This window comes from Roseibium sp. AWQ4_254 (genome assembly GCF_056161025.1).
The window spans coordinates 1-24097 of record NZ_JBSWYH010000006.1 but is presented as its reverse complement, the minus strand read 5'-3'; the positions used below and the strand labels follow the sequence as shown (position 1 = coordinate 24097).

Annotated in this window: 21 protein-coding genes, 2 tRNA genes and 1 pseudogene; 14 read left to right on the top strand and 10 right to left on the bottom strand. The window is 55.3% G+C overall.

Going from position 1 to position 24097, the window contains the following annotated elements:
- Window positions 1-123: 123 nt before the first annotated feature.
- Together ACXAIC_RS05920 and ACXAIC_RS05915 are read right to left on the bottom strand one after the other, a co-directional pair.
- Window positions 124-1275 carry a slipin family protein gene (locus ACXAIC_RS05920; protein WP_475174987.1) on the bottom strand — a complete coding sequence of 384 codons (1152 nt, stop codon included), beginning with the start codon at window positions 1273-1275 and terminating at the stop codon, window positions 124-126.
- A 768-nt stretch (window positions 1276-2043) separates the two neighbouring features.
- Window positions 2044-2115: transfer RNA gene (locus ACXAIC_RS05915), tRNA-Thr, on the bottom strand.
- Between the two features lie 362 nt (window positions 2116-2477).
- On the opposite strand from ACXAIC_RS05915, the gene ACXAIC_RS05910 reads away from it, so the two are divergent.
- The 4 genes from ACXAIC_RS05910 to ACXAIC_RS05895 all read left to right on the top strand — a co-directional run bounded on the left by ACXAIC_RS05910 (window position 2478) and on the right by ACXAIC_RS05895 (window position 5404).
- Complete coding sequence (locus ACXAIC_RS05910; protein WP_475174658.1) at window positions 2478-2915, top strand: ketosteroid isomerase-related protein; 438 nt, start codon at window positions 2478-2480, stop codon at window positions 2913-2915.
- 186 nt (window positions 2916-3101) lie between these two features.
- Window positions 3102-3395, top strand: coding sequence for an ArsR/SmtB family transcription factor (locus ACXAIC_RS05905; protein ID WP_475174655.1), 294 nt, complete (start codon window positions 3102-3104; stop codon window positions 3393-3395).
- A 28-nt stretch (window positions 3396-3423) separates the two neighbouring features.
- Window positions 3424-4542, top strand: a complete 1119-nt coding sequence (locus tag ACXAIC_RS05900; RefSeq protein ID WP_475174653.1) for a permease — start codon at window positions 3424-3426, stop codon at window positions 4540-4542.
- Window positions 4543-4552: 10 nt separating this feature from the next.
- On the top strand, window positions 4553-5404 hold the full coding sequence (locus ACXAIC_RS05895; protein WP_475174650.1) for a transglutaminase domain-containing protein: 852 nt from the start codon (window positions 4553-4555) through the stop codon (window positions 5402-5404).
- Window positions 5405-5657: 253 nt separating this feature from the next.
- Here ACXAIC_RS05895 and ACXAIC_RS05890 read toward each other — a convergent pair whose 3' ends face one another.
- Window positions 5658-6347: a dimethylsulfonioproprionate lyase family protein gene (locus ACXAIC_RS05890; RefSeq protein ID WP_475174649.1), complete on the bottom strand. Its 690-nt coding sequence runs from the start codon at window positions 6345-6347 to the stop codon at window positions 5658-5660.
- Window positions 6348-6535: 188 nt separating this feature from the next.
- On the opposite strand from ACXAIC_RS05890, the gene ACXAIC_RS05885 reads away from it, so the two are divergent.
- Together ACXAIC_RS05885 and ACXAIC_RS05880 are read left to right on the top strand one after the other, a co-directional pair.
- Entirely contained in the window at window positions 6536-7633 is a 1098-nt protein-coding gene (locus ACXAIC_RS05885) for an NAD(P)/FAD-dependent oxidoreductase (protein WP_475174648.1), read from the top strand.
- A gap of 123 nt (window positions 7634-7756) precedes the next feature.
- On the top strand, window positions 7757-8860 hold the full coding sequence (locus tag ACXAIC_RS05880) for a hypothetical protein (RefSeq protein ID WP_475174646.1): 1104 nt from the start codon (window positions 7757-7759) through the stop codon (window positions 8858-8860).
- Between the two features lie 59 nt (window positions 8861-8919).
- Here the strand turns inward: ACXAIC_RS05880 and speE are convergent, their stop codons facing one another.
- The gene (gene speE, locus ACXAIC_RS05875) at window positions 8920-9792 is read right to left on the bottom strand and encodes a polyamine aminopropyltransferase (RefSeq protein WP_475174645.1); all 873 of its coding nucleotides are present in this window, start codon (window positions 9790-9792) and stop codon (window positions 8920-8922) included.
- The gene (gene speD, locus ACXAIC_RS05870) at window positions 9789-10346 is read right to left on the bottom strand and encodes an adenosylmethionine decarboxylase (protein WP_475174642.1); all 558 of its coding nucleotides are present in this window, start codon (window positions 10344-10346) and stop codon (window positions 9789-9791) included. Before speD ends, speE begins: the two co-directional genes overlap by 4 nt.
- Window positions 10347-10596: 250 nt before the next feature.
- On the opposite strand from speD, the gene ACXAIC_RS05865 reads away from it, so the two are divergent.
- The gene (locus tag ACXAIC_RS05865; protein ID WP_475174641.1) at window positions 10597-11118 is read left to right on the top strand and encodes a GNAT family N-acetyltransferase; all 522 of its coding nucleotides are present in this window, start codon (window positions 10597-10599) and stop codon (window positions 11116-11118) included.
- 46 nt (window positions 11119-11164) lie between these two features.
- Here the strand turns inward: ACXAIC_RS05865 and ACXAIC_RS05860 are convergent, their stop codons facing one another.
- Complete coding sequence (locus ACXAIC_RS05860; protein ID WP_475174639.1) at window positions 11165-11932, bottom strand: SIMPL domain-containing protein; 768 nt, start codon at window positions 11930-11932, stop codon at window positions 11165-11167.
- A gap of 155 nt (window positions 11933-12087) precedes the next feature.
- The gene (locus ACXAIC_RS05855; RefSeq protein ID WP_475174637.1) at window positions 12088-13161 is read right to left on the bottom strand and encodes an AI-2E family transporter; all 1074 of its coding nucleotides are present in this window, start codon (window positions 13159-13161) and stop codon (window positions 12088-12090) included.
- Between the two features lie 391 nt (window positions 13162-13552).
- On the opposite strand from ACXAIC_RS05855, the gene ACXAIC_RS05850 reads away from it, so the two are divergent.
- The 3 genes and pseudogenes from ACXAIC_RS05850 to ACXAIC_RS05840 all read left to right on the top strand — a co-directional run bounded on the left by ACXAIC_RS05850 (window position 13553) and on the right by ACXAIC_RS05840 (window position 15339).
- Window positions 13553-13629: transfer RNA gene (locus ACXAIC_RS05850), tRNA-Ile, on the top strand.
- A gap of 66 nt (window positions 13630-13695) precedes the next feature.
- A pseudogene (locus ACXAIC_RS05845) lies at window positions 13696-13848 on the top strand (DUF6538 domain-containing protein); the annotation flags it as partial.
- A 24-nt stretch (window positions 13849-13872) separates the two neighbouring features.
- On the top strand, window positions 13873-15339 hold the full coding sequence (locus tag ACXAIC_RS05840; RefSeq protein WP_475174985.1) for a site-specific integrase: 1467 nt from the start codon (window positions 13873-13875) through the stop codon (window positions 15337-15339).
- Here the strand turns inward: ACXAIC_RS05840 and ACXAIC_RS05835 are convergent.
- Window positions 15302-15550 carry a helix-turn-helix domain-containing protein gene (locus ACXAIC_RS05835; RefSeq protein WP_475174634.1) on the bottom strand — a complete coding sequence of 83 codons (249 nt, stop codon included), beginning with the start codon at window positions 15548-15550 and terminating at the stop codon, window positions 15302-15304. The two genes, ACXAIC_RS05840 and ACXAIC_RS05835, sit on opposite strands and share 38 nt — an antisense overlap.
- Window positions 15551-15644: 94 nt before the next feature.
- On the opposite strand from ACXAIC_RS05835, the gene ACXAIC_RS05830 reads away from it, so the two are divergent.
- Window positions 15645-16430, top strand: coding sequence for a hypothetical protein (locus ACXAIC_RS05830; protein WP_475174631.1), 786 nt, complete (start codon window positions 15645-15647; stop codon window positions 16428-16430).
- 14 nt (window positions 16431-16444) lie between these two features.
- On the top strand, window positions 16445-16879 hold the full coding sequence (locus ACXAIC_RS05825; protein WP_475174629.1) for a thermonuclease family protein: 435 nt from the start codon (window positions 16445-16447) through the stop codon (window positions 16877-16879).
- 987 nt (window positions 16880-17866) lie between these two features.
- Here the strand turns inward: ACXAIC_RS05825 and ACXAIC_RS05820 are convergent.
- Window positions 17867-18502, bottom strand: coding sequence for a recombinase family protein (locus ACXAIC_RS05820; protein WP_475174627.1), 636 nt, complete (start codon window positions 18500-18502; stop codon window positions 17867-17869).
- Window positions 18503-19050: 548 nt separating this feature from the next.
- Between ACXAIC_RS05820 and ACXAIC_RS05815 the strand changes: the two genes are divergently transcribed.
- Window positions 19051-22167: a P-loop NTPase gene (locus ACXAIC_RS05815; protein ID WP_475174625.1), complete on the top strand. Its 3117-nt coding sequence runs from the start codon at window positions 19051-19053 to the stop codon at window positions 22165-22167.
- A gap of 171 nt (window positions 22168-22338) precedes the next feature.
- Here ACXAIC_RS05815 and ACXAIC_RS05810 read toward each other — a convergent pair whose 3' ends face one another.
- Window positions 22339-22578: a hypothetical protein gene (locus ACXAIC_RS05810; RefSeq protein ID WP_475174623.1), complete on the bottom strand. Its 240-nt coding sequence runs from the start codon at window positions 22576-22578 to the stop codon at window positions 22339-22341.
- Window positions 22579-23549: 971 nt separating this feature from the next.
- Here ACXAIC_RS05810 and ACXAIC_RS05805 point away from each other — a divergent pair.
- The gene (locus tag ACXAIC_RS05805; protein WP_475174620.1) at window positions 23550-24035 is read left to right on the top strand and encodes a hypothetical protein; all 486 of its coding nucleotides are present in this window, start codon (window positions 23550-23552) and stop codon (window positions 24033-24035) included.
- The last annotated feature ends 62 nt before the right edge of the window (window positions 24036-24097 follow it).

The following is a 24097-nucleotide window of genomic DNA, read 5'->3' as shown; positions in this document are numbered from 1 at the left end:
CGCCTTGCCCGGCGCTGTTTCATTTTAGGCGGCTCTTGGGGGCAGTCCGGAAGGGGCGAGGGGCCGGGAAAATGGCCCCCAAACGGCAAAAAACGGCGCAGAGTGCTCCGCGCCGTTTTGCCCTCAAGCTGCCGGTTCGTCCCGCAGCTTGACGAGGTCGTTCATCAGGCCGCCGGTGCCGTTGTGGACCGTCAGGCGGTCCACCTTTCCGGCAATGGCTTCCAGCGCTTCCAGTTCCTTGAGCCGCAGCATGACCGGGTTTTCGGCCATCACCTTGGCAGTGTTCAGCAGCGAACGGGTCGCGTTGGTTTCTTCGCGGCGCCGGATCACGTTAGCTTCGGCTTCCTTTTCAGCCGTCACCACCATGTTCAGGATCTCGCGCATGTCGCCCGGAAGGATCACATCCTTGAGGACGATGTCGGAGATCTCCACCCCGATCTCGGCCATATCAGCCTTGATCCGAGCGGTCGCATCCGCGTTGACCTCTCCCTTGCGTTCCAGGATCTGATCCAGCTTCATGGCGCCCAGCTGTTTGCGGAACACCATCTGCAAGGCCCGGTGCAGCGTGACGGTGAAGTCCTTCATCTCGGTTGCCGCCTTCACCGGGTCCACCACGCGGTAATCCGCAGACAGGTTGATCCGGATCGTGACCCGGTCGAGGGTCAGGACTTCCTGACCGGTGACGTCCAGGTTCTGGCGCATCATGTTGATGAGCCGCTGGGTCACCGTCCGGCCGACCTTCCAGAACCCGTGCACGCCGGGCGCAAGGGTCCGGACCAGCACGCCGTCAAGAAAGAGCAGCGCAACGTTACCTTCAGAAACCGGAACAACCACGTAGTGCTGTCCGAGCTTGGCCTCGCCCAGCCGACGCATCAGCTGCGGTGGCAGCTGCGGTTCCGCCTCCGTGTCGACCAGCTCATGGGTCCATGGTCCGGCATCGGTCCACAGAACCAGCCGGGTATCAGGCCCAAGGACTGTGTGCAGGCGGCCGTCCCGCTGGATGATGGCGACTTCGCCGGGGCCCGTCCGGATAACGGTCAGGTGCTTTTTGGCCACATCCGGGAGTTTGTCGAAAAGCGCTTTCTCATATCCGGACTTGAACTCGGGCTGCGTTAGCGGGTGCCGGTCGACCACAAGCGTGCCGTCTCCCTTGGCCAGAATGTGCTCGCCAGGCCCCAGAATGCCCTGGAGCTCGCCTTTTACAAGGTGCAGCGCCCGTTCGTTTTCGGAAATCAATACGCGGGTCCGCCCGCGGATCTTGTCGAGAAAAGTCATCATTTCATTACTCCTTCCATGGCTCTAAGGCACGTGGCTGTCCTTTCTCGGGTTTCGGATGGTTTGAGGTTGACGATGTCCGGAGCGCCGGGATCGGCGTGCCGGGATGAAAACGGTTGGGCAGGGGTGTCCTGCCAAAAAGCGGGAGACCTGAAGCGAGCACGAGGGCTTGCGGCGGGGGACCGGCCAGAGGGCCTTGCGGTGGACCGGTAGGGCGCGCCCATTCGAAAACAGGTGGTTGCGGCCGGTCCACGGCGCGGACTTGGGCGGACACCGGACGGAAGACCTGGCTCTGGCAGACCGGTGCGGGCACCCGCAGGCGCACGTCCGCCTGCCTCCGCAAGCTCCCTTCAGATCCCATGTTGTAAAACAGCTTAAAGCTGCCGCCCCGCGAGGAGCGGATCGGGAGTCGAACCCGAACGCAAAGCGTTGACCTTTGTGGCGGGGATCGAACCCGCCGCCTCCGGATTACCAGTCCAGCGCTTTATACCAACCACACATGACAGAGACCCATCTGACCGGTTTTGGAGGTCTTTCGGCGAGGCGCAGATCGCAGCGCGATACCGGTATCGGGCAAGATCTGCAACAAAGTCCGAAGGGGCTCCCAAACCGGCCTCCGGTGGCTTTTTCCAACCTGCCGGACAGCGTTGCGCTGCTTGAACGGCCAACCAGGCCGTCCTACACACCGCGCCTTGCCTGCAAATTGGAAAAAGCCATCAGATAGGTCTCTATCAAGTGTGATTGGTATAACCACATGAGCTAACCAAGTACACATGACAGGACTTGAACCTGTGACCTTCGGGCAACAATCCCGATGCTCTACCTGCTGAGCTACATGTGAGGTCACCAACCCATCTGAGCAGCATCCGGACGTGAAGACGGCAGGGCCGGATCACGCGGGCGGCAGGAAATAGCCTTTCCAAAGACGTCTGCGCCAGATCTTCTGATCGGTGGCGATGTCATACGCCGAAAGCGGAGCTGCGTTCAAGTTACAATTTTATGACCTTCCGAGAGTGTGCTTTTTAAGTAACATATTGTTGTAATTTAGTAACTGTCAGCTTCGGACGGGCCGGGATGGGCAGATGTCCGTTTGGATAAATTCCAGGAAGGATTTGTAAACCAGCGTTGCCGCTTTCCTCTTGCGCTGCAGCGGGCCCGGAGGCACACTCGGCCCGATTGCCCTCCTGCCTTTGTGAGATCCCATGCCCAACAAGCAATCGCGCTTTCTCATTGATACTTATTTCGCTGCTTTTAATGCGGGCGATACCAAAAAGATGGAAAGCCTCGTCGCGGAAGACCTGGTTCATGATGTCAATCAGGGTGAACGCCGGATCGGGAAGGACAAGTTCTGGTCTTTCAATGTGCATATGAGCCGCTGTTACAAGGAGCGGCTGTCGGACATTGTTCTGTTCGTCAATCGCGACGGCACCCGGGCGGCGGCCGAGTTTGTCGTCCACGGCACCTATATCGACACCGATGAAGGCCTGCCGGAGGCCCAGGGGCAAACCTACGATCTGCCCGCAGGGTCCTTCTTTGAGATCCGGGACGGCAAGATCGCCCGCATCACCACCTATTACAATCTTCAGACCTGGATCGATCAGGTCAAAGGGGCCGGGGAACCTGTCCCGGCTGCGGGCTGACCCGGTCCGGTCCTCCCTGACCTTTCCTTGACCTTTCTGGCTGCCGGTCATCTGCGCAGCCTGCTTTGCTCTGCTCTGATCTGGCGTCGCATCTTGCAGGCTGCGGGCCGGTTTGCCTGCGCGCCCGTTGACAGGACTTTAAAAAACTATATAACTAGAAATATAGTTATATAGTGAGGGGCAGGAATGGATCTGGAAGAAGCGGCGCAAGGGTTTGCGGCCCTGGGGTCTGAAGCGCGTCTTCAGGTGGTGCTGACGCTGGTCAAGGCGGGGCAGGGCGGATTGACGGTGGGCGATATTCAGGCCCGCACCGGCATGGCAGCGTCCACCTTGGCGCATCATCTCAGGTTTCTCGCCTCGGCGGGCCTTGTGGTGCAGGAAAAGGATGGCCGGTCGGTGGTAAGCCGGGCGGCCTTCGACCATCTCCAGAACCTTGCCGGTTATATCTTGAAAGAGTGCTGCGCGGACGAAACCCGCTGACACCAGGCCCAAGAAGGATGGAAGGCATATGTCAGAGACTGCTGAGCGGATCGAGCTTGAGGCGGATGGTAGCGGCGCGAGCTGCTGCGACCCGAAAACCACCTGTTGCCCGGGCGCGGACGCGCCCAAAAACTGGTGGCAGCGGCTGCCCGCAAAGGACTGGCTCCTGTCGACCTGGACCCTTGTTGTGGGCGGCCCGGCGCTGGTGCTGGTGCTCGACCGGATGCAATTCGTGCCCTTTGTGACATTCGCGGTCACAGCGTTTTTCGGCACGCTGCCCTATATCGCCTTTGCGGTGGTTCTGATTGCCTGGCTGAAGGCGGCTGGCGCCGAAGCCTCCGTCGGCCGGGCGTTTGAAGGACGCGAGACCCAGGCCATCCTGCTGGCGGCCCTCTTTGGCGGGCTTGCTCCTTTCTGTTCCTGCGAGGTCATTCCCTTCATTGCCGGTCTGCTGGCCGTGGGAGCGCCCTTGTCGGCCATCATGGCCTTCTGGCTGTCCTCGCCGCTGATTGATCCGCCCACCCTGCTGATTACCGCAGGCGCTCTTGGCTGGCCCTTTGCCATCGGCAAGGCGGTGTTTGCCGTGGCGCTTGGTCTGTTTGGCGGCTTTCTGGTCTCCCTTCTGACCCGGTCTGGCGCCTTTGCCAATCCGGTCCGGCCGGGCTCTGTCGCCAGCGGCTGCGGCTGCGGCGCCTCGCCCAAAACCGGCCGTCCCGTCTGGGCCTTCTGGAGGGAGACGGATCGCACTGCCTCGTTTTTTGGCGAGCTGAAATCCAATGCGTTCTTTCTGGTGAAATGGCTCGCCCTTGCCTATGTGCTGGAGGCTGCGCTCGTCACCTATGTTCCGGCCAGCCTCATTGCCGGGGCCGTGGGCGGGGACGGCATTGGCGCCATCGTGATCTCGGCCCTTGTCGGCATGCCCGCTTACCTCAACAGCTATGTGGCCCCGCCGCTCCTGTCCGGCCTGATGGACCAGGGCATGAGCGCGGGGGCGGCCATGGCCTTCATGATTGCCGGTGCGGTCAGCTCCATCCCGGCGATGGCGGCGGTCTGGTCGCTGGTCAAGCCGAAAGTGTTTGCCACGTATCTGGGCCTTGGCTTTGCCGGTGCGGTGCTGTCCGGCCTGATTTTCCAGCTTGTGATCTGAGAGAGCAACAATGCAGACGTTTGTTTCCGTAACCATTGCCCCTCATGATGGCGGGGCGCGCCAGTTGCTGGTCCCGGCCGGCATCCCGACCCCGCATCAAACGCCGGTCTCCTTCAAGGTGTCCGGCGGAGGGATGGAATTGAGCGGCGAGACCGCCACCGGCCAGATGGCGGCACTGATCACGCCGGAGCCGGGCCAGCCGGTCACGGTCACCTATCTGTTCCAGGACGGCGGCTCCGGGTATCCGGACACCCTGTTCACCCCGCGCCTCAACCGCTATACGCGGGCCGCGCGGGATCTGGTGGCGGATGCAATCTCCATTGCGGAGGCCGCAGGGGATGGCCATGGCGCTATTCAGGCGCTGGTGAATGCGGCTGCGGAAAAATTCCACTACGCCCATCCGAAGGTGCGCTTCAATGATGGCTGCGAGGAAATTCCCTATCTGGCCTGCGGCGCTACGGAAGGTTCCTGCGTGGACATCAACACCTATCTGATCGCCTCCCTGCGGGCTGCCGGGTTTCAGGCGGGCTATGTCTATGGTTATTTCTTCCCGGACGAAAAGAACGGCACCTGCGAAGACGGCCATTGCTGGGTGGTCACCCGCCACGACGGCGTGGTGCTGGAATGGGACATTGCCCACCATTTGAAACTGGGCACCCGGGACATCTGCTGCGGGCTGAACCCAAAGCCGGGCCGCCGCGTCGCCACGGCCCATTCCATGGGGCTCACCTTTCCGGCATTGGGGGTCACGGACACCAAGCTCCTCGGCGAGCCGGCCTGGGTGTCTCTGGACGGGACCCTTCTGCCAGCCGATCTGGATATTTTCAGCACCCTGATCCCGGGCAGCGCCGCAGCCGCGTGACGGCGCCGGAGACACCTCGCAGACGCCTCGGGAGACGCCTTGGGCACGCCTCCGGCAGGTCTGGGTGGCAAGGGGACGGCTGGCTTTTGAGGGGGCCAGCTTGCTGTCCCGGCCTTAGCGCAGCGAAGAGCCTGTAGCCCTCACAAATGAAGGCGCTTTGGCTATCCTGTCGTCCCGGACGCAGCGGAGCGGAGATCCTGGACCCGTTCTCCCTCCATTTTTAGAGCGCTTGCTGGAACCACGACACCAGCCCTCATCTCCGCCTGCGGCTGAAGACCATTTTCTGGTTGGCCAGTTTCTCCTGGGGGCCGATCCAGGCATAGGCGAGGAGGGCCGGTTCGCTTTTCGACACCGTGATGCGGTGGGTGTGTTCCGGCGGGTTGAAGATCATCGAGCCAGGGGCGTAGACGCCCTGGTGGTTTTCCGAAACGGCGCCGGAGAGGCACAGGTAGCTTTCCGAAATACCGCTATGGGCGTGGGCCGGATAGGTGCAGCCGGGGGCAAACAGGACGAGGCCCAAAATGACTTCCGTGGTCAGGACCGGCCCGTTCGGCCCGCAGATCTCCGCATAGGCATAGGTGCGGTCGAGGCCGCGCGGAACTTTCTCATAGCCATATTGCCAGATCAACTGGTCCTGGATGCTTTCAATCGCCCGGATCAGCGGCGCCGTGCGCTCCTGGCGCCCCTCATCCAGCGCCCGTTTCAAATGGGCGGTGACGGGTTTTTGGGCCGGGGCATCAAAGCGGATTTCGGCTTTCGATTTGCCGACGCGGCTGATCGCCTCACGCACGGCGCGCTGGTGGGCACGGATCTTGTCGCTGCCGCCGGAAGATAAAAACCGGTACGCCTCATAGATTTCCCGCAGCAGATAGCCCCAGTCCGGATAGTCGGAGAGCCGCTTGTGGGCCAGAATGTCCGGGCTCGGTGTTTGGTCTTCCAGCATGTCCTGTCCCATTTTCCCGTCTCAGGCGGACGGGACCCTATCCAGAGTTTTGGGCAAATGCTTGCCTTGGAGCGGCATACCGGGACGCATATCCGGCATGTCAGGCCGGGGAGCAAACATGTCTTGCGCGAGCGGCGGACAGGCGTAGCCTGTCTGTTCTGCGGATTGTTTTCAAACGGATGTTCAATATGTCGATTGTGATTGTCGGGGCCGGGATTTCCGGCCTGTCCACCGCCTGGGCGCTGACCAAACGGGGCGTTCCGGTGACGCTTCTGGAACAGGGGCCGATCCCCAATCCGCTCTCCGCCTCCGGCGACCAGCACCGGATCATCCGACGGGCCTATGGCGGCAAGGGCGGTTATCAGCGCCGGATCGGGGCCGCGTATCAGGCCTGGGACGAGATGTGGGCAGATCTGGGGCGCAAACATCTGGTGGACACCGGCTATCTGGTGATGTCCCAGCTTGAGGGCGATGGGGGGGACAGCTACCGGGCCGGGCTTCTGGAAGGGGTGTATCCGTTTGAGGATCTGAGCCCGGAAGAGGTGGCCCGGCGCTATCCTTTTGTGGACCCCAAGACCATCCGTTTCGGCCTTCAAAGCGCGGAAGGGGGTGCGCTGCTGTGCCAGAAGATTGCAGAAGACCTTAAGAACTGGCTGCGCTTGAACGGCGCGGATGTGCGCGAAAACACCCGTGTGAGCGCGGTGGACGGGGCCGCCGGAACGGTGACGCTGGAAGGGGGCAGCCAGATCACCGGTGATCATGTGTTTGTCACCTCCGGCGCCTGGACACTGGGGCTCTTTCCCGGTCTTGAACGCAGCCTGACCACATACCGCACGGCAGTGGTCTATCTGGCGCCGCCCGAAGATCTGCGCAAGGCCTGGGAAACCGCGCCGGTTATTCTGGACCCTGGCGGGCGGATTGACGGCTATGTTCTGCCCCCGGTGGCCGGAACAGGCCTCAAATTCGGCGCTGGCATTCACAAGTATAAAGCCGGGCCCGGCGAGGACAGGACCCCCAAGCCCGGAGAAGGCGAAGCCTTGCGCAACCATTTCGCGCCGCCCTTTGACCGCATCGAAGACTATGAGGTCAAGGACGTGGTCACCTGCGCCTATACCTTCACTGCCGATGATCATTTCTTTGCGGTGACCCAGGACAGGCTGTCGATTGTCTCCGCCTGTTCCGGCCATGGCTACAAGTTCGGCGCGGTGGTCGGCCAGAAACTGGCAGAGGGCTATCTGTCAAAGGATCTGGAGGCCGCCCGCATCTGGCTGGAGGCGCGGGACTGAACGCCTGGGTTCAAGGGGCTGGGCGGTTCTGTTCGTGCCTTCAACTTCTGCGGGAATTTAAGCCTTTCTTTACGGCACTCCACTCAGACTTTAGGACAGGTTTGAAAAGGCTTGCCGCGCACCATGACCCTTTTTTCGATCATCCAGCAGTCCAGCCAACAGCAGTTTGAGCTGAAGATGAAGGGCAAGGTGCCGCTTCAGCAGTCAAGCACCGGGCAAAGAAGCCGTGAGGATGCTGCCCGCCAGACATCTGCGGAAAAGCTGAAAGATCTTGGAGCGGCGCTTGTTGACACAACCTCGGGAGAGACGGATGAAGCGTCTTCCGAGGGCGAGGACATCTTGAAAGACTTCCAGGACGCGGTCGACCTGAACAGCACGCTGACGCGGGCCGTGAAAGACAACGCGGATGCGGAGCGGGAACTCAGGATCGACCGGATGGCGCAGACAATTGCGCGTATGAAGGAAGAGCTGAAATTCGCGACCCCGGAAAAGGCCAAGCGCATGCTGCGCGAATTGCAGCAGATCGCCAAGGACTTCCGCATGGCGGCCGTTGAGCTGCGCAAGGCGGCGGAAAAGATCGGTCCGGACCTGCCGAACGGCGCCGTGGATGTGGCCGCCGATGCCACCAGTCTGGCGATCGACCGGAAACTCGGGCCTGAAGAGGTCCCTCCTGAGGATCTGGCCCGGTCTGTTGAAGGACCTGCGGCGGTTCTGTTCAATCCCTTGGGGCAAACGGCGCAGCTGCCAGGTCAGGACCAGACTGTGGCAATGGCTGGTGGGCTGGGGCCGTTTGAAGACAGTCTCCTGGCTGGGCTCCCGGCGGAAAAGGATGCCGCCTATTTCAAAGACGCCGTCTATGCCTATGCGGCGGCTCAGCACCAGTCGGACAGTGCCTACCGGCAGGGCCGCATTGAGGGCATGCGCGAAGAGCATGACAGGCTGATGCAGATTTTTGAAGAAATCGAACTTCTGGCTGGAACCCTGGAAACGCTGGCCGACAAGGAGGACGAGGACGTTCAGGAGGCTTTCGCCGCGCTTTTTGAGGATCTTGCGGAAGGGTTCAGCCTGCTGGATGCGGATGATCTGCAGCAATTCCTCGGCGCAGGCCGCTATGCGCTGCCGGATGCGGCCGGTTCCGGGGCGGTTCCAGGCCTGTCCACTGTCACCGTGACAAGCCTGACAGTGGAAACATCCGTGTCGGTTTCTGTCTCAGGCGTCGTCGTCTGAGACGTGTCCGTCCGGAGCGGCGGCAGGTTTTGGGTCCGCGCAGCTCCGGACAGGATCGGTCAGGCCTTGGCCCGGCCTTCTTCCACCGCATCCAGAATGAATTTCGGCAGGGCGAAGGCCGCCGCATGCACCTCGGGCGTATAATAGCGCGTCTCGAACCCGGCCGCCTTGAACCGCTCTTCCAGAACGGAGACCGCCTGTGTGCGCAAGTCTGCATTGTCGCTGGCCCAGCCAAGGGTCATGTGGCCGCCGAAATAGGTCGGGATCGCCGCGATATAGGCGGCCCCATCCTGGAAAATGCGCGAGAAACGCGCAAGGCTGGTGACCAGCTCGTCCCGCTGAAGGAACGGCACGCCATTTTGGGTGACCAGCACCCCGCCGGGCGTCAGCATTCGGTGGACATTGCGGTAGAACTCTTCGGAAAAGAGCACGGCACCCGGCCCGTGCGGGTCGGTGCTGTCCACGATCACCACATCGAAGCGGCGGTCCGTTTCGGCGGCAAAGGCCATGCCATCCGCGATGACCAGCTCAAAGCGGGGATCGTCCAGAACACCCTTATTGAAGGCGCTGAAATGCTCCTTGGAAAAATCGACCACGGAGGCGTCGATTTCCACCTGAACCAGTTTGTCGACCGTGCCGTGTTTCAGCACTTCCTCGGCCAGACCGCAATCGCCGCCGCCCACGATAAGCACCTGCCGGGCCGCCCCATGGGCGATGATCGGCACGTGGGACATCATCTCGTGATAGATGAATTCGTCTGCCGTGGTGACCTGGGTGACCCCGTCCAGCATTAGGATCCGGCCAAAGACCGGATTGGAAAAGAGCACCAGATCCTGATGCTCCGTCTTTTGCTGATACAGGATCTCGTCGCAGCTGTAGCTGACCTGGACCCCCGGATAGAGGGTTTCATTGAAGACGAGGCCGTCGCTCATTCCGCCGCTTCCATGCTGTGGGGCTTGGACAGCTGGTTGGCGACTTCGCGCCCGCGCAACAGTTCCGAAACGGCGGTCTTGCCCGGGTTGAAGGCCTTGTTCAGCACATCAACGCATTTTTCAGGCCGGGCATCGCCGCACATGAAGACGTCAAAGGCGGCATAGCCAGCTTCCGGCCAAGTGTGAACCGAAATATGGCTTTCCGCCAGCACCGCAACGCCGGATACACCGGCCGGTTCAAACGGATGCAGGTGAATGTGCAAGAGGGTTGCCCCTGCCTCTTCGACGCAGGTCCGCAACGCCTGTTCCACATGGGGCAGGTCGTCGAGCCGTTCGGCATCGTAAAGGTCAATAATCATATGCGCACCAGCGCAGTGGACCCCTTCTTTCTGAATGAAGTGATCCAGACGGTCGTCGGCATAAACGCCGTGCGCCGCAGTCGAAACGTTTTCTTCCTTCTGGGTGGTGCTTCTTGGCTCGGCAACGCTGTTTGCGTCTTCTGCTACACGAGCCTCCAAGTCCATCCCCAGTTCGAAGAGGGCGTTGCTTTCCATATCGCTCTCCCAAACCAGCAGATGTCCCCGGTGTTGAATCCGGAGCGCACTCCATACAGAAAAGAGTGTTTCATCTCAATGAGAAATCTGCAAAATCGTACTGCAATTTTTGCAAACAAGATGTGAATAGCTGCGTGAGCTTCTGGTCTTCCAGAAAATCATTTCGCCATTTGAGAGACTTAGCTGTGGCGCTTGAGATCAAACGTTTAACAGGCGAAGATTTGAAAAAAGTCTGCCGGACCTTGCCGGATTGCGCATCTCGGTGTTTCGGGACTGGCCTTACCTTTATAACGGCTCCCTGGCCTATGAGGAAGATTACCTGAAGCGCTATGGCGAGAACGAAGGCGCGGTTGTGGTTGGCGCCTATGACGGCGGCCGTCTGGTGGGGGCGGCCACCGGAGAGCCGCTGGGCGCGGGGCTGGAGGCTTTCCGGGCGCCTCTGGAAGCGGCGGGTCATGATCCCGAGCAGATCTTTTATCTGGCGGAATCGGTCCTTGATCCGGCCTATCGCGGCCAGGGGATTGGTCACCGGTTTTTTGAGGGGCGCGAGGCTCATGCACGCGCGCTCGGCTACCGGGAGGCGGTCTTCTGTGCCGTCTTGCGTCCGGACGACCATCCGCTGAAACCATCAGGCTACAGGCCGCTGGACCCGTTCTGGCGCAAGCGCGGTTATGAGAAGCTGGACGGAGTTCTTGTGACGTTTCCCTGGTTGGATGTGGGCGCGGCAGCCGAAACGGACAAGCCGATGCAAGTGTGGCACAGGCGCCTGTAAGACGCGCCCATGCCCTTGAGATGTCATAAGATGACGCGGTTGCCGCTTATTTCAGCGTCCAGCGGATGGTGACATTGGCCGCAATGGTTTTTTCGCCGGTCTCGATCGGCACGGCGGCCGCCTTGGCAGTCATCATGCTTTCTGCGCGCATCATCATCGGGCGCGGCATCTGGGTGCCGGTTTCGGAAATGGACAGGATTGCGCCGAGTTCCACCCCGGCGGCCTGCGCAAACACCTCCGCCTTGTGGCGGGCTTCGGCCACTGCCGCCTTGCGGGCCTCATCCAGTTTGTCGTCCGGATCGCTGACTTCAAAGCGGATGCCATCCACCGCATTGGCGCCGCTTTCCACCACAAGGGTCAGCAGGCCGCTGAGCTTGGCCAGGTCCCGGACATTGACCTCAACCCCGTTGCGCACCTCATAGCCGACAATCTCCGGCTGGCGGTTCTCATCCCCCTTCAGGCGCTCATAACGGGGATAGATGCCAAAGCCGCTGGTCTGAATGTCCTTGGCCTCAATGCCCTGGCCCTTGACGGTTTCTATCACCTTGGCAAGCGCTGCCGAATTTTGTGACAGCGCGTCATCTGCGGTTTTGGCGCTGGAAACAACGCTGGTGGTGATGACGGCCATATCCGGCACCACGGACACCGTACCCCGGCCGTCCATGGTGATGCTACCGGTCACCGGGGCGGAGGCGTCTGCAAGGGCAAGGCCGGGAGCGGCCGCCACCAGCGCCGCACCGAGGCAGGCCGCAAGGGCCAGACGGCGGGGACCCTTGTGGGCCGGGCCCGGCAGGGCACTCAGGAAACCGGTCATGAAACTGTCCTTTCAAGTCACTTTGATCTGGCGGCGAAGATTGTCGGTCAATGCGGCGAGTGTAAGGCTTGCACGTTCAGCTTGCATTCATTTTCAGCAGCGTCTCCAAAGGGTTCCTTGGAAAGCCTCAGATGCGGCGGGCGGACCTGCACGCCTCACGTGCGCGGGGCAGTCGGCGGCTCTGCGCCGTTCAGGCCCACATCCCCGGTTTCCGACAGGAGCACGGCAATGGGGCGCGTACTTTCAAACCGGGCGCAGACAATCACGATCATCACCGTGAGCGGCACACACAGCACCATGCCGACCACGCCCCAGATGGCGCCCCAGAAGGCCAGCGACAGCATGATCACCAGGCCGGAGAGGTTCAGATTGGAGCCCATCAGTTTGGGCTCCACCAGATTGCCGACCGTAAACTGGATCAGCCCGAGCCCGGTGGCAATGGCAAAAAACGGCCCCAGCGTATCGTAATAGACGATGGCCAGCAGGCTGGGAAAAAGAACGCCGATCAGGGAGCCGATGGTCGGTATGTAGTTCAGCAGAAACGCGATGAAGCCGAACAGGGCCGCGTAAGGCAGGCCGATCAGGATCAGAACCAGGCTGGTGAGCGCGCCTGTGGCCACGGAGACGGCAGTTTTGATGGAAAAATAATGCATAATCGAGCGGTTGATTTCCGCCCGGATGGCAAAGGCGGCCCGGGCCCGTTCCGGCGACGAAAAAAGCCGTTCGAATTTCCGGTCAAAGGTGGATTGTTCCAGCACCAGGAACAGCACATAGATGAAGACCAGACTGGCGGAGCCCGCAAGGGTTGTCACCAGACTGGCCCCGGCGGTGACCATGCGCGGCACCACGGAATCCGGCAGAAGATCCTTCAGCTCAACCGGGTCATTCAGATCCAGATGGGCTGAGATCTGGTTGAACAGCTCTTCCAGGCGCCGCTGATAGGTGGGGGCATCCTGGGCCAGCTGGCTGAGATTGACCGTCACAATGTCGAGCACAAAGGTGCCGGCGGCAAAGATCGACAGGAGCGCCAGGGGGAAGGCGAGAAGTCCGGGCAGGTGCCAGCGCCCGATGGGCACTTTGCGGAAGAGATGGGCGAGCGCATTGATCATGTACCAGACGATCAGCGCTATGACGAAGGGCAGAAGCAGGGACCGGCCGACCACCAGCAGCCAGCCGGTCATGAAGACAAGCAGGACGGTGAGCGTGACGGACAGAAGAGGGCTTCGCATGGGGGCTCCGGCAGGTCGATGGGCAAAAGGTGAGTCTCAAACGCCCCCAGCGTCGCACAAAGCGCTGGGGCAGGGGAAGGGCGTGGGCCGACGGTCCGGGACAGCGCTTGGGCTTCGCCGCCGGGCCTGTCTTGAGGCGGCAGTCAGCCCGGGCCTGATTTCGGCGCGTTTTGCCCCGCCCTCCCAATATCTCCTGTCTCCCGCGTGCTGCCTTGGCTCCTTGAAGGCGCCGGCCCGGGCCATCTGCCCCGGCCGGTATCCGGGCCAGGCCCCCACCGGCGGCCTGTCCCAGACCTTTTTCCGCAAGTGCCCGCAAACCCCTTGCTCCGCCGGTCTGCCATGGTATAGGGAACGATGAGCAACCCGCGCCAGACGTTTTGTTTGGCGCTGTGGGCCTGTAGCTCAATTGGTTAGAGCCGTCCGCTCATAACGGATTGGTTGGGGGTTCGAGTCCCTCCGGGCCCACCATTTTCTTTAAAATCAACGCCTTAGTTGCCGGATTGCCTAGGTGGGACATTCTAGGGGGACATTTCGGTGTTCAATCCGGTCTATCTGGCTCAGTCTCGAAACGGTGTATTCTATTTCCGTTGGCCGCTGCCCAAACAGCTTCATCCACTGGGAAAACCATCCACTCTCAAGTTGTCTCTTCGGACAAGGGAACCACGAAAAGCGTTGCGATTGAGCAGATTGCTAAGCCAGATAGGGGAACGATTGAACGAGTATGGGCTAAATAGCAGCATGCGCTACGACGAGCTACGAGCACAATTAACAGATCACTTTCGGGGTCTTCTCCATCAGGCTAAAGAGCAGATAAACGCTACAGGTCCGCTGACTGACCTGGATCGTGAGACGTACGAGACGAGTCTGCTCGTTGCGCAACAGGCAAAAGAAACAGATACGCCGCTCTCCCTCGTGAAGTCTGACAGCGATTTGTTGGCGCGTTTTATCGAGAAGTACGACCTCCAGATCAAACCCGGTAGCCGCGAGTACCGTTGGCTGGAGGGCGAGCTGAAAACCTCCTATGAGAGCTTCCTGAAGGCTGTTTTGGCGTATAATGGCTCGCTTAGGGTCTACGACCTTGAGGCGGCTGAGCATGGCTCCAGAGGGCCTGCAAAGTCGTCTGAGAAGCCTTCCGGTATGACACTGGCCGAAGTCTCCAAGGCATACACGCATGAGCGCAAAATCGGTCAAGCTTGGTCAGCCCGAACAGGGATAGAAAAGGAAGCTCATTTTAAGCTGCTTGAAGAGATCCTGGGTGCTGATATCCAGATACGGTCTCTGACTGCAGCCGATGCGAAGCGGGTCAAAGACATCCTGCTGGCCTATCCCAAGAACAGGGACAAAAACCCACTGACACGCGGCAAAGCTTTGGACGAAATCGTCGGGTTAGCAGGCGTTCCGACAATACAAGTGCCGACGATCAACAAATATCTGCAGAACTACGGTGACCTGTTCCAGTGGGCGAAACAGAACAACCATATTGATGTGAACTATTTCGCAGGGTTGAGCGTCAAGGAAGGTAAGCGGCTGAAATCTGCAAAGCGGGATGCCTTCAATGTTGATCAGATACAACTCATACTACGAACCGTCCTACAGAACGAACGCGGACTGATAACTAAGAGCTATCAGAAGTGGGCAACACTAATCGGAATCTATACAGGTGCCCGCCTTGGCGAGATTGCCCAACTGCATTTGACCGACATCAGGCAGCAAGACGGTATCTGGTGTTTTGACATCAACGACGAAGGCGCAACGAAGAACCTCAAAGCGCCTGCGTCTCGGAGACTGGTGCCTATTCACAGAGAGCTTATACGAGCAGGTTTGCTGGACTATGTGCAGTCGATGAAAGACCGGAATGTAGAGCGCTTATTCCCAGACTTTTCGTACAGCTCAAAAAACGGCTGGGGACGGCAGCAAAGCCGCTGGTTCAACGAACGGCTTTTGGTCAAGCTAGGGATCAAAAGCAAAACGCTTGTGTTCCACAGCCTTCGCCACACCGTAAACACCCGACTGCTACAAGCTGGGATCCCAGACCCCATTGTGAAGGCTGTCATCGGACACGAGCAAGAGGGCATGACCCAGAAGCAGTACTTCAAAGAAGGCTACACGCTTCAGCAGCTTAGTGAAGCAATGCAAAAGCTTAGTTATCATCTGGAATCTGCTGCAGCTGCTCAATGAGTGCGTGCACGTCTAAGTCTATGATCCTCGCAATGGTGAGCAACTCCAGAAGATCTACGCGTCTCTGACCACTTTCAATGTTCGCAATAAATGGCTGATGGCGGCTTAGCAGGTTGGCTACTGCTGCCTGCGACAGTCCCTTTGCTTTGCGCTGGGTTGCTAGCGCTTCTACTAGTGCGCGATGCCTCTGTGAATGCAAGGATTTCGACATGCTCGGTTGACTGCCCCCTCAACCGTGCGGTAATCCAAAATTCGGATTATCCAAAAATCAGATAATTTGTGTTTTGGAAGGCAGGAACTTTGTGATGGAAATCATCATTCTCGGACTACTAGCAATCGCCGGTTTCAATTTCTTCCGTTTATCAACACTTGCAGGTGAGGAAGCAGTGCGAGCCTTTGTGTTTCTCGAAAGCTTGAAGAAAGGCCTCTCAGTACAAGACACCAACACCGTTACCGATGCGGTGCTAAACGATCTCGCTTCCGACTTGGCGAGCCGTGCAGTGGCAATGGCTCGAGAGGAATACCGGCAAGTGCACAATGGCAAACAGATTGCCATGATTGGCTTTGCCTACAGGAACGGCATGCGCTCCAAGATGCCATCTTGGTATACAGCCTTTGCCCGTTCGGTATCGCCAACCAAGGAAATCGAATTTCACTACGAAAGTCTGCAGCCCGATTTGGCACCAAAGCATATGCAGCAAAAGACGAGGATGGTGACTGACGATCAATACAAGTCATTCTGCAAAATCTTCTGCGATGAGGTAAACCGCATTTGCGGCCAATCGTATTTCGAGCACGAAGATAGTGACGTCTTGGATGACAACACCCTGTATGAGGCCTACAGGCAAGGTGACGACCCACTGGTAGCAGCTGCGATGTATTGCCACGAAAACGGTCTGAACCACGAAACTTTTGCGAGTTACGAAAGCTACCGTGCTGCCTTTGCCAACGAGTTTGAACGGTTGGTATCAAATCCCTCAGTGGCTACCAGTAAATTGTCCGCTGTTGATGATACGAAGGTCCATGCAAGTTTTTTGGCGGGAACTCATCCACGCCTCGCAGCCGCCGGATACCACGAGATAGTCAACTGACCGCAACGCTTGCGATGCGCTGCATATATTGCTGCATGCTTGCGATCTGGTTTGACCACTTCGTGGGCATCGCTAATCATTCGGTCCGTGCAGACGCTCCAAGGGTGTACTTTGAGCGGTGCGGCAAGGGAATACGGATTAACTGCATCGTCGACGGCGACACGCTTTGGCATAAGAGCGTCAAGATCCGAATTGCAGAGATAGACGCACCAGAAATCAGTAGACCCCACTGTGCGGCTGAAAGAGAGCTAGGTGAGGAGGCGACGCTACGGCTCTTGGATCTGGTCAATGCTGGTGCTTTCCAGATTAAGGTGTGGTCGGGCCGTGATGAAGACAGGTACGGACGCAAGCTGCGGTTACTTGTACGGGACGGCAAGTCCCTTGGCGACATTCTCGTGTCAGAGGGCTTGGCGCGGAGATGGACCGGGACCAAGCTGCGCTGGTGCTGATCGCGTTGAGGTGAAACCTTGCCGGATCGTCTTTCCGCTCCGAAATCCAAAAAAGGATTTTGAGGGGGGCAGGAGGCCGACGAGCAATTTTGGGTAGGGTAGGAGCTCTTGGAGCGCGTTCGCGTGCTAGAGGTGCATTTCTGGCCGATCTAAAGCACGTTTACTGTGGGGGGGTGGAGTTTTCTCTCGCTATTTTTCAAGAATTGTGAAGTTATCTTCAATATCATCTAGCATTCATGTTGCGTGTAGAGTGCATTAGTAGTGAGTTAATTGTATTGAGAAAACGTAGAAATACTCTGTACCTGCACTGGTTTCTTGAGGCGGACGCTTCTGCCGGTATTTTTACTGTGCTTTTGTCTCGTCTGTGCCCTGGCGTTGTTTTGTAGTTTTGTTCTCGTTTTTAATGCACATGAAGGTACGTTAGCGCCGCTGATTGGATAGTATAATCAAATAGCATTATAACTATAGACTCTAAGATCCATATATTTAGCTTGTTTATCTAACAGAGTATCTAGCTTTATATCTAACTGAGTATCTAGCTTTATATCTAACTGAGTATCTATCCGTATATCTAACTTGGTATCTAACTATATAACTAACTGTATTATTATACTAGTATATTATTTTATTATATATTAATAGATCTAATTAGCTAGCTGGTGTTCTAGCTTAATTGCTATCTATTATTCCTTATAGGGTCCGGATAGAAATGAGTTACTTAATTCAATAAGTTAGCCGAAAATTCTAACTGAGGTCTACTACAGGGGTTAAGTACAGGCGACTACTACTAAAAAGCCCATGTAAGTTTCAGATTTGATTTGTAATGGTAACAATGACTATTGGTTTCTAATCGGGTTGCTAACTATCAATAGCGGAGCACTAAGCAACCGGATGGTAACCCTGTAGTTCGTGCGGATTATCCGCCGCTTTGGTTGCTCGCGGGATACGGATGGAAGCTACATTTCGCCTACTAGTCTTTTGCAATTGCTAGATTCCCCATTTTCGCAATGCGGCTTCTGCTCCAGCTTGGTCCCCTTTGATCCTCAGTACAGTTTGACGGGTTAACCCCGTTGCCTTTGAGATTGCCGAAGCTCCAACGCCTTGGGCTAACAGGTCCAGGACTGCATTGAATCTTTCTCGGTCATAGCTAGGTTTTTTACCGCGATAGCGTGTCGTGTCGCCCTTTCTAGCTTCAATTCCGGCCCGCTGAGCGGCTTTCGTGGCTTCTGCTTGGGCCTGAGCCGTCGCAGCCATAAACGCTATCAGCGCGTCCCTGACGGCCTGCTGCATCGGATCTGTCGTCGCGCCGTCAAATGTCATCCCGTTGATGACGGTTTTGATTATTACGCCTTCCTTCATGAAGCGGCGAATGGTGTCGGTCACGTCTTCATAGTTTCGCCCGAGCCGATCCACCCAGCGTACGACGAGCGTGTCCCCTCTACGTAGCTTGTCGAAGAGGCGCTTGCCTTCTGACCTGTCCGCAAGCTTGGTGCTAACACCTGACACGCCGTGATCAGCAATGACTTCATCAATGACAAAGCCTGCTGCTTCCGCATGCATCCGTTGATGGTCTAGCGTCTGATCGATGGTGGAGACACGCGCGTAAAGGATTGTGTGAGACATAACGAAACCTATCCATAAGGGTTATGTCCGTTAAAATGCATGTCCGTAGACTGAAGTCAACCCTTACGTACACAGTCGTGCAGATGTCAATGACTGTACGTTGAGGTATACCTTTACGAGCTTATCCCCGTGTCCCTGGCCTTATGTCACTTCTGTGATGTCTTCTGTCGGAGAAAAAGGATCATACAAGTTCTGGGCTTAGACTGGGCGTCCGATGCAATGCTCCCCTATGGGGGGAATCGAAAGTACAAGGTAGATAGAATAGCCCCTCGTAAAAATTTTTGATTTTTCTAAGCTACGTTTCTAAGCAACAAACCGCTTGGCAGTTAGGGATAACAATCACCGAAAGAATTAGACGAAAAGAGCTCATGATTGGACAGGAGGCAAGAACGGACTGGTGAGGTTCGGTTCATGACCGTTTGGTGAAGCCCTCCTGTGAAGTGTGCCTTCAATTGGACATTCGATTTCAAATCAACGTTGCCTTCTGGCTTGAACTCGAAAAAGTGGTAGAGTTCTAGGATTCGCGCGATGAGCTTAAGAGTTAGAAATTGCCTAAGAAAATTATTACACTTCCCAACGGTCTAGTAGATGCCATGCGGGAGCAACGAGCCCTGCTATTTTTGGGTTCAGGTGCTTCACTGGGTGCAAAAACAGACGACGGTAAGTCAATGCCAAATTCGAAAAAACTTTCGGAGGCGATTGCAGACAGATTTCTGAACTCAAAATTTAAGAACAAAGATCTTATGAGGGTTTCAGAACTTGCACTTTCTCAAGCTGGTAGCAGCGTATTTTACCAATGGCTTCGTGACTACTTTTTGCCGTTCCAACCAACAAAATCTCATGTTCAGCTGGCAGACTTCAGATGGCGCGCGATTGCAACCACCAACTATGACTTGCTTGTCGAGAATGGTTATCGACAAAACCCTAAAAGCCTACAAAAGATCGTTAGTCGTATTAAAGACGATCAACCTATAGAGACGATGCTTTCCAAGTACTCTCATCCGGTTGAATACCTTAAACTCCATGGCTGTATCGAGTATGTTCACGATCCAGAAGCTCTCCTTGTTCTGACGCCAAACTCTTACAACGACCATGAAGCTAACAGGCAAGATTTGTATAATAGGCTTGTGAGCTTAGGAAAAGAATATCCAATTATATTTTGCGGGCACAGCCTTGATGATCTGCATATTAGGAGATTAGTTGAGAACTCTAAGAGCAAGAACAGGCCAATGTACTATCTGGTTTCGCCTGATTTCGAGCCTGAAGAAGTGCAGATGTGGGCTGAGAAAAGAGTTGAAGCTATAAAGGGTACATTCTCAGATCTTATGGATGCGCTTGACAGGTCGTTACCACCTTTAATGCGAGTTCCTGCGCAAAACATCGAAACTGTTGAATTTCCCTACAGAAAACACTTTCGCGTACAGGAGCGAGAGTCAGATGAGACAGCTTTTGCTTTTAGTAACGAATTTACACATTTGCACGCAAGTATTCCGATCGATGATGTTGAAGCTAGTCGATTTTACGCGGGTTATGATCAGCGTTGGGGGAATATTGTAAGAAATTTCGACGTTCACAGGAGAACCTCATTCCAAATACTTGAGTATATTGGTGAATCTACTCAGTCAATTACACAGCTATGTGTGATTACTGGAGCTGCGGGGTACGGTAAAACCATAGCACTTAAACGCGCTGCATGGGAGTTGGCAGTCTCGTTCGGAGAATTTGTTATCTGGCTTGACGACGATTCAAAGATTCGTCCAGATGTTCTGCGCGAGATTTATAATCTAATAGGAAAAAAGATTCATATTTTTTGTGATCGAGCAAGCCTAAATTCAAATAAGATAGAAGAAATATTGGCGTTATCCAAGTCGCAGAAAATACCAGTTGTTATAATTACGGCGGAGCGTACGAATGAGTGGTCAATTTACTGTCAAAGGCTAAAAAAATATGGTCCTGAGATATTTGATATTAAGAAGCTTTCGGAAAGAGAGAGCTCGGACTTACTGTTGAAACTTAATCAACACAATTGCTTGGGAATACTAGAAGGTGAATCCAAAGAGGCCCAACGCCAGATGATTGTTGAGCGCTTGGATAGGCAGTTGCTAGTTGCTCTTCACGAGATTACGCGAGGTAAGCCATTTGAAGAAATCGTAGTCGATGAGTTTCAGAAAATCATTCCGGAGAAGGCGCAGACGCTCTATCTAGATATATGTAGTTTACACCGATTTGATGTTCCGGTTCGTGCGGGTGTTGTTTCGAGGATCTCGGACATTTCGTTTCTGGATTTCGAGCACGACTTGTTTGAGCCATTACAAGAACTCGTGTTCACCACACGCAATGCGACTACGGGAGACTGGGAATATACATCCAGGCACCCGGTTGTTAGCGAAATGGTTTTCAATCAGATATGCCTGAGTGATCTATCAAGGAAAGATCAGATTTTACGCGTATTAGACGGTCTCGATACTAGCTATCGGTCAGATGACATTGCGCTGTCGAAGCTAATACGCGGTAGAAACTTAGCCGAAACATTTGAGGACGCAAGCTTAGCACGTGAAGTATACGAAGTAGCAATACGCCGTAATCCATCTAAGACATATTTGAAGCAGCATTGGGCAATATTTGAGTACACCCACAGGCAGGGCGACATTGAGTTAGCCGAAAAAACGATACAAGAAGCCCTCGAACATGACCCTACCAATCCCTCGTTGCTTCATACTCAACATCAGGTTTTTCGGCGTAAAGCTAACACAAGCAAGTCGGACTTTGCGAAACACACTCTACGCTCTCAATCCCGCGCCACTCTCGACAAAATTGCTGATCAAAATAATGCATATGTTCTTGGTGGCCGGGCGAGACTTTGGGTCGACACTGTCTCTGATGCTCTCGACAATGTTAGGCGTAATCCTAGCGAAACAGCTGAGGATGAACTTGCTGAGGCCATAGACCGAGCGGAACTCGCTCTACACCGCGCCTTTAACATGTACCCTTCAGATCCAGATTTTTTAGATGCGAGCGCAAGGCTCAAGGAACTTTTAGGAGATACGGCCGCTTCAACTGAGTTGCTACAAAGGGCTTGGCAAAAGATGCCAAGAGGATCTGGAATGGCGAAACGGTTAGCCAAACGCTACTTGCACGCTGGTAAAACTGAGTTGGCAACTAGAGTCCTTTGTGAGGCAATTGATCGTGATCCTTCTGACCGCTCTGTGAATTTGCTTCTTGCTAACATTCAGTTTTCCCAGACCAATGATTTGGATGATATCTCAGCAAATAAATACCTAGCGCAATCATTTGTTCACGGTGATCGAGAGTATTTTTCTAGATATGTGGCTTCAGCGGTAGCTTTTGCTAAGAATGATTTCACACAGGCATTTGTTTATGCGGATGATATCAACGACCGGGCCCCGGAAGACTTTCAACCGAAACTAGGTCGATTAGAAAGATGGTTACTGCCTTTTTTGTCGGGTCGAAGGGGGGTAATCCAAAGTAACTTTGGATCCTATGTGTTTATAAAAATGCGAGATTGTCCAAGAGATATATTTGCTCCAGAATCGGATACTAAAGAAGAAGTATGGGACAGCCTGAAGTTACAGGGGGAATGTGAGTTCGATATTGAGTATTTCCGTCGGGGTCCTGTAGCAATAAATCTACGTAATTTCTCTTGAGAAGGCTTTCCGAATTATAAATTAAGTCTTTAGACAGCCAAACGCTCTGCGCCGAGCGCCTTCGCAGCTGGATCTTTTCCATCGTCGAGGATAGTGTCTTCTTTTTCCCCGGTCGCAATTTTTGCAACTTTGATAGCGGCGCCTATTACATCGCCTGGGCGCTTTTGGCCTTTAGGTCCGGTGGGCATTATTTTTACCCCTGCGATCTTGGACCGCATTACGCCACTTCACCATCCCAAATTTCTGAATTAGAGATGCTTCTAGATATTGGCTTTTTAAAAGATCAAGGTCTGGTATCCGATTTTGGCTGTCTTTAAACTCAATCCAAGCGTCGAGGAGACCATCATCATCCAATTTTGACACTTCAGATTTAAACATTTCAAACGCCAAGTCGACTTCGGTTGGTTTCATGTTTATGCCTCCTAATGCTTACCCCTAAGCATATAGGAAGCGCTGGGGTTTTTCGATACCCTGTCAATGAGGCAAGATTTCAAACTGAGACACTACCCGCGCGTGGTTTGCGAATGACAAAAGTTTATTTTTAGAACTGCAATTGGCAAAGGCTGCTTTGAATGTAGGCAAATATTAAAACCAGTAGAGAAAAACTGCTTATTCATGTAACCAGCATCAACTTGCCTCAATCATTCAATTTGCCCTGTGAGAAACTTTCTTGCGCTTAGGCGACCAAACGAACAGCAGAATTCCTGCTTAAACTATTCTTCACGGAGATATTAGAAGGCTAGTGTGGGTCCGTAAGATGCTAGAAAGCCCGTCTCTAAAGTTCGCGAATGATTTTGAGCACTGCCGTGTCTTCTGGCTCTGTGGATAGCGTGATCTGGAATTAGCTTCAGACACATTATTATATATGCAGTGTGCAGGCGTGCTCATTCTACGCTTGCGCAGACGTTCCGTACTGGATTATCAAGTGAGACATGCAAGGGAGACATTGTGTGTCCCATGTCACTAGCCGAAGCTAACGATTTCAAGGCTTTAGGCGTTTGGTGGTCGCTCTCTCATCGCCCACACACCACTCGATCATACTAATCTTGTAGCCCGCTATACAGTGTCGAACTGCAGCACCTTCGTAAATTTCGGTTATCAATCAGCAAGACGATGATGCCCACAACCAGATGATAGTGCGCAGGCTGTTCTTGCTTGTTGCACTTGCACCTGTCTCGTGCGATGCAGAGACACGAAAGTGGGACATCGTGTTCCACTTCTCACCTCTGCTGCTAGCGATTTCAAGGCGTTAACGCGATGGTGGGCGCTCCCTCCGGGCCCACCATTTTCGTTAAGCTATTGATTTCATAAGAAAAAAACTCATTCAGAGGCGTGTCGTACACCGGAGCGTACCCAAAAACGTACACTGCGAGTCTTATGCCATGTATCTCTGGAGGCGACCAACCGGATTCTATTTTCAACTCCTGGTTCCAAAAAAAATTCGTGTTTACCTGGGATCAACGCCGCTTCGTGTATGGCTAGGAGCAATCGAAAAGCGCGAGGCACGCCGGGTTGCAACTTTTCTGGCTGCGGAAGCGTTCCGGAACATGGGGGCAGGTATGACCAGGAAGGCGCTCGATGCCAGTTTAAAGGCACTTCAGGAGGAAATGGATTCCATCTCCAAGAACAAGAAGATGGCAACCAGGCAAGCTAATAGGCTGCGAAACCAGCTCGATATGGAATTCAATTTCGAACTTGAAGAGGAAGTACCGCTCTGGCGGTGGAAGTTGGACAAACATGATCTGGATCGTGTCGAAGAGGCAAGCAAGTTTGACGGTATTGCAGACGCCTACACCACTTCGTTGGAGCAGCTCTCTAGAATTCACGATGCGTTGAAGCTGGGCACCCGCAACAACCCGCTATTTTGAGGCGTCCCGACGGCTTTCAGCCATGAGGCCCGCGTTTTTGCCCCGGATCGGATTGATCCGGG

Excerpts from the sequence above, each read along its gene's own strand:
- ACXAIC_RS05920 (WP_475174987.1), bottom strand. The coding sequence starts at position 1,275 with ATGACTTTTCTCGACAAGATCCGCGGGCGGACCCGCGTATTGATTTCC.
- ACXAIC_RS05910 (WP_475174658.1), top strand. The coding sequence starts at position 2,478 with ATGCCCAACAAGCAATCGCGCTTTCTCATTGATACTTATTTCGCTGCT.
- ACXAIC_RS05905 (WP_475174655.1), top strand. The coding sequence starts at position 3,102 with ATGGATCTGGAAGAAGCGGCGCAAGGGTTTGCGGCCCTGGGGTCTGAA.
- ACXAIC_RS05900 (WP_475174653.1), top strand. The coding sequence starts at position 3,424 with ATGTCAGAGACTGCTGAGCGGATCGAGCTTGAGGCGGATGGTAGCGGC.
- ACXAIC_RS05895 (WP_475174650.1), top strand. The coding sequence starts at position 4,553 with ATGCAGACGTTTGTTTCCGTAACCATTGCCCCTCATGATGGCGGGGCG.
- ACXAIC_RS05890 (WP_475174649.1), bottom strand. The coding sequence starts at position 6,347 with ATGCTGGAAGACCAAACACCGAGCCCGGACATTCTGGCCCACAAGCGG.
- ACXAIC_RS05885 (WP_475174648.1), top strand. The coding sequence starts at position 6,536 with ATGTCGATTGTGATTGTCGGGGCCGGGATTTCCGGCCTGTCCACCGCC.
- ACXAIC_RS05880 (WP_475174646.1), top strand. The coding sequence starts at position 7,757 with ATGACCCTTTTTTCGATCATCCAGCAGTCCAGCCAACAGCAGTTTGAG.
- speE (WP_475174645.1), bottom strand. The coding sequence starts at position 9,792 with ATGAGCGACGGCCTCGTCTTCAATGAAACCCTCTATCCGGGGGTCCAG.
- speD (WP_475174642.1), bottom strand. The coding sequence starts at position 10,346 with ATGGAAAGCAACGCCCTCTTCGAACTGGGGATGGACTTGGAGGCTCGT.
- ACXAIC_RS05860 (WP_475174639.1), bottom strand. The coding sequence starts at position 11,932 with ATGACCGGTTTCCTGAGTGCCCTGCCGGGCCCGGCCCACAAGGGTCCC.
- ACXAIC_RS05855 (WP_475174637.1), bottom strand. The coding sequence starts at position 13,161 with ATGCGAAGCCCTCTTCTGTCCGTCACGCTCACCGTCCTGCTTGTCTTC.
- ACXAIC_RS05835 (WP_475174634.1), bottom strand. The coding sequence starts at position 15,550 with ATGTCGAAATCCTTGCATTCACAGAGGCATCGCGCACTAGTAGAAGCG.
- ACXAIC_RS05830 (WP_475174631.1), top strand. The coding sequence starts at position 15,645 with ATGGAAATCATCATTCTCGGACTACTAGCAATCGCCGGTTTCAATTTC.
- ACXAIC_RS05825 (WP_475174629.1), top strand. The coding sequence starts at position 16,445 with ATGCGCTGCATATATTGCTGCATGCTTGCGATCTGGTTTGACCACTTC.
- ACXAIC_RS05820 (WP_475174627.1), bottom strand. The coding sequence starts at position 18,502 with ATGTCTCACACAATCCTTTACGCGCGTGTCTCCACCATCGATCAGACG.
- ACXAIC_RS05810 (WP_475174623.1), bottom strand. The coding sequence starts at position 22,578 with ATGAAACCAACCGAAGTCGACTTGGCGTTTGAAATGTTTAAATCTGAA.
- ACXAIC_RS05805 (WP_475174620.1), top strand. The coding sequence starts at position 23,550 with ATGTATCTCTGGAGGCGACCAACCGGATTCTATTTTCAACTCCTGGTT.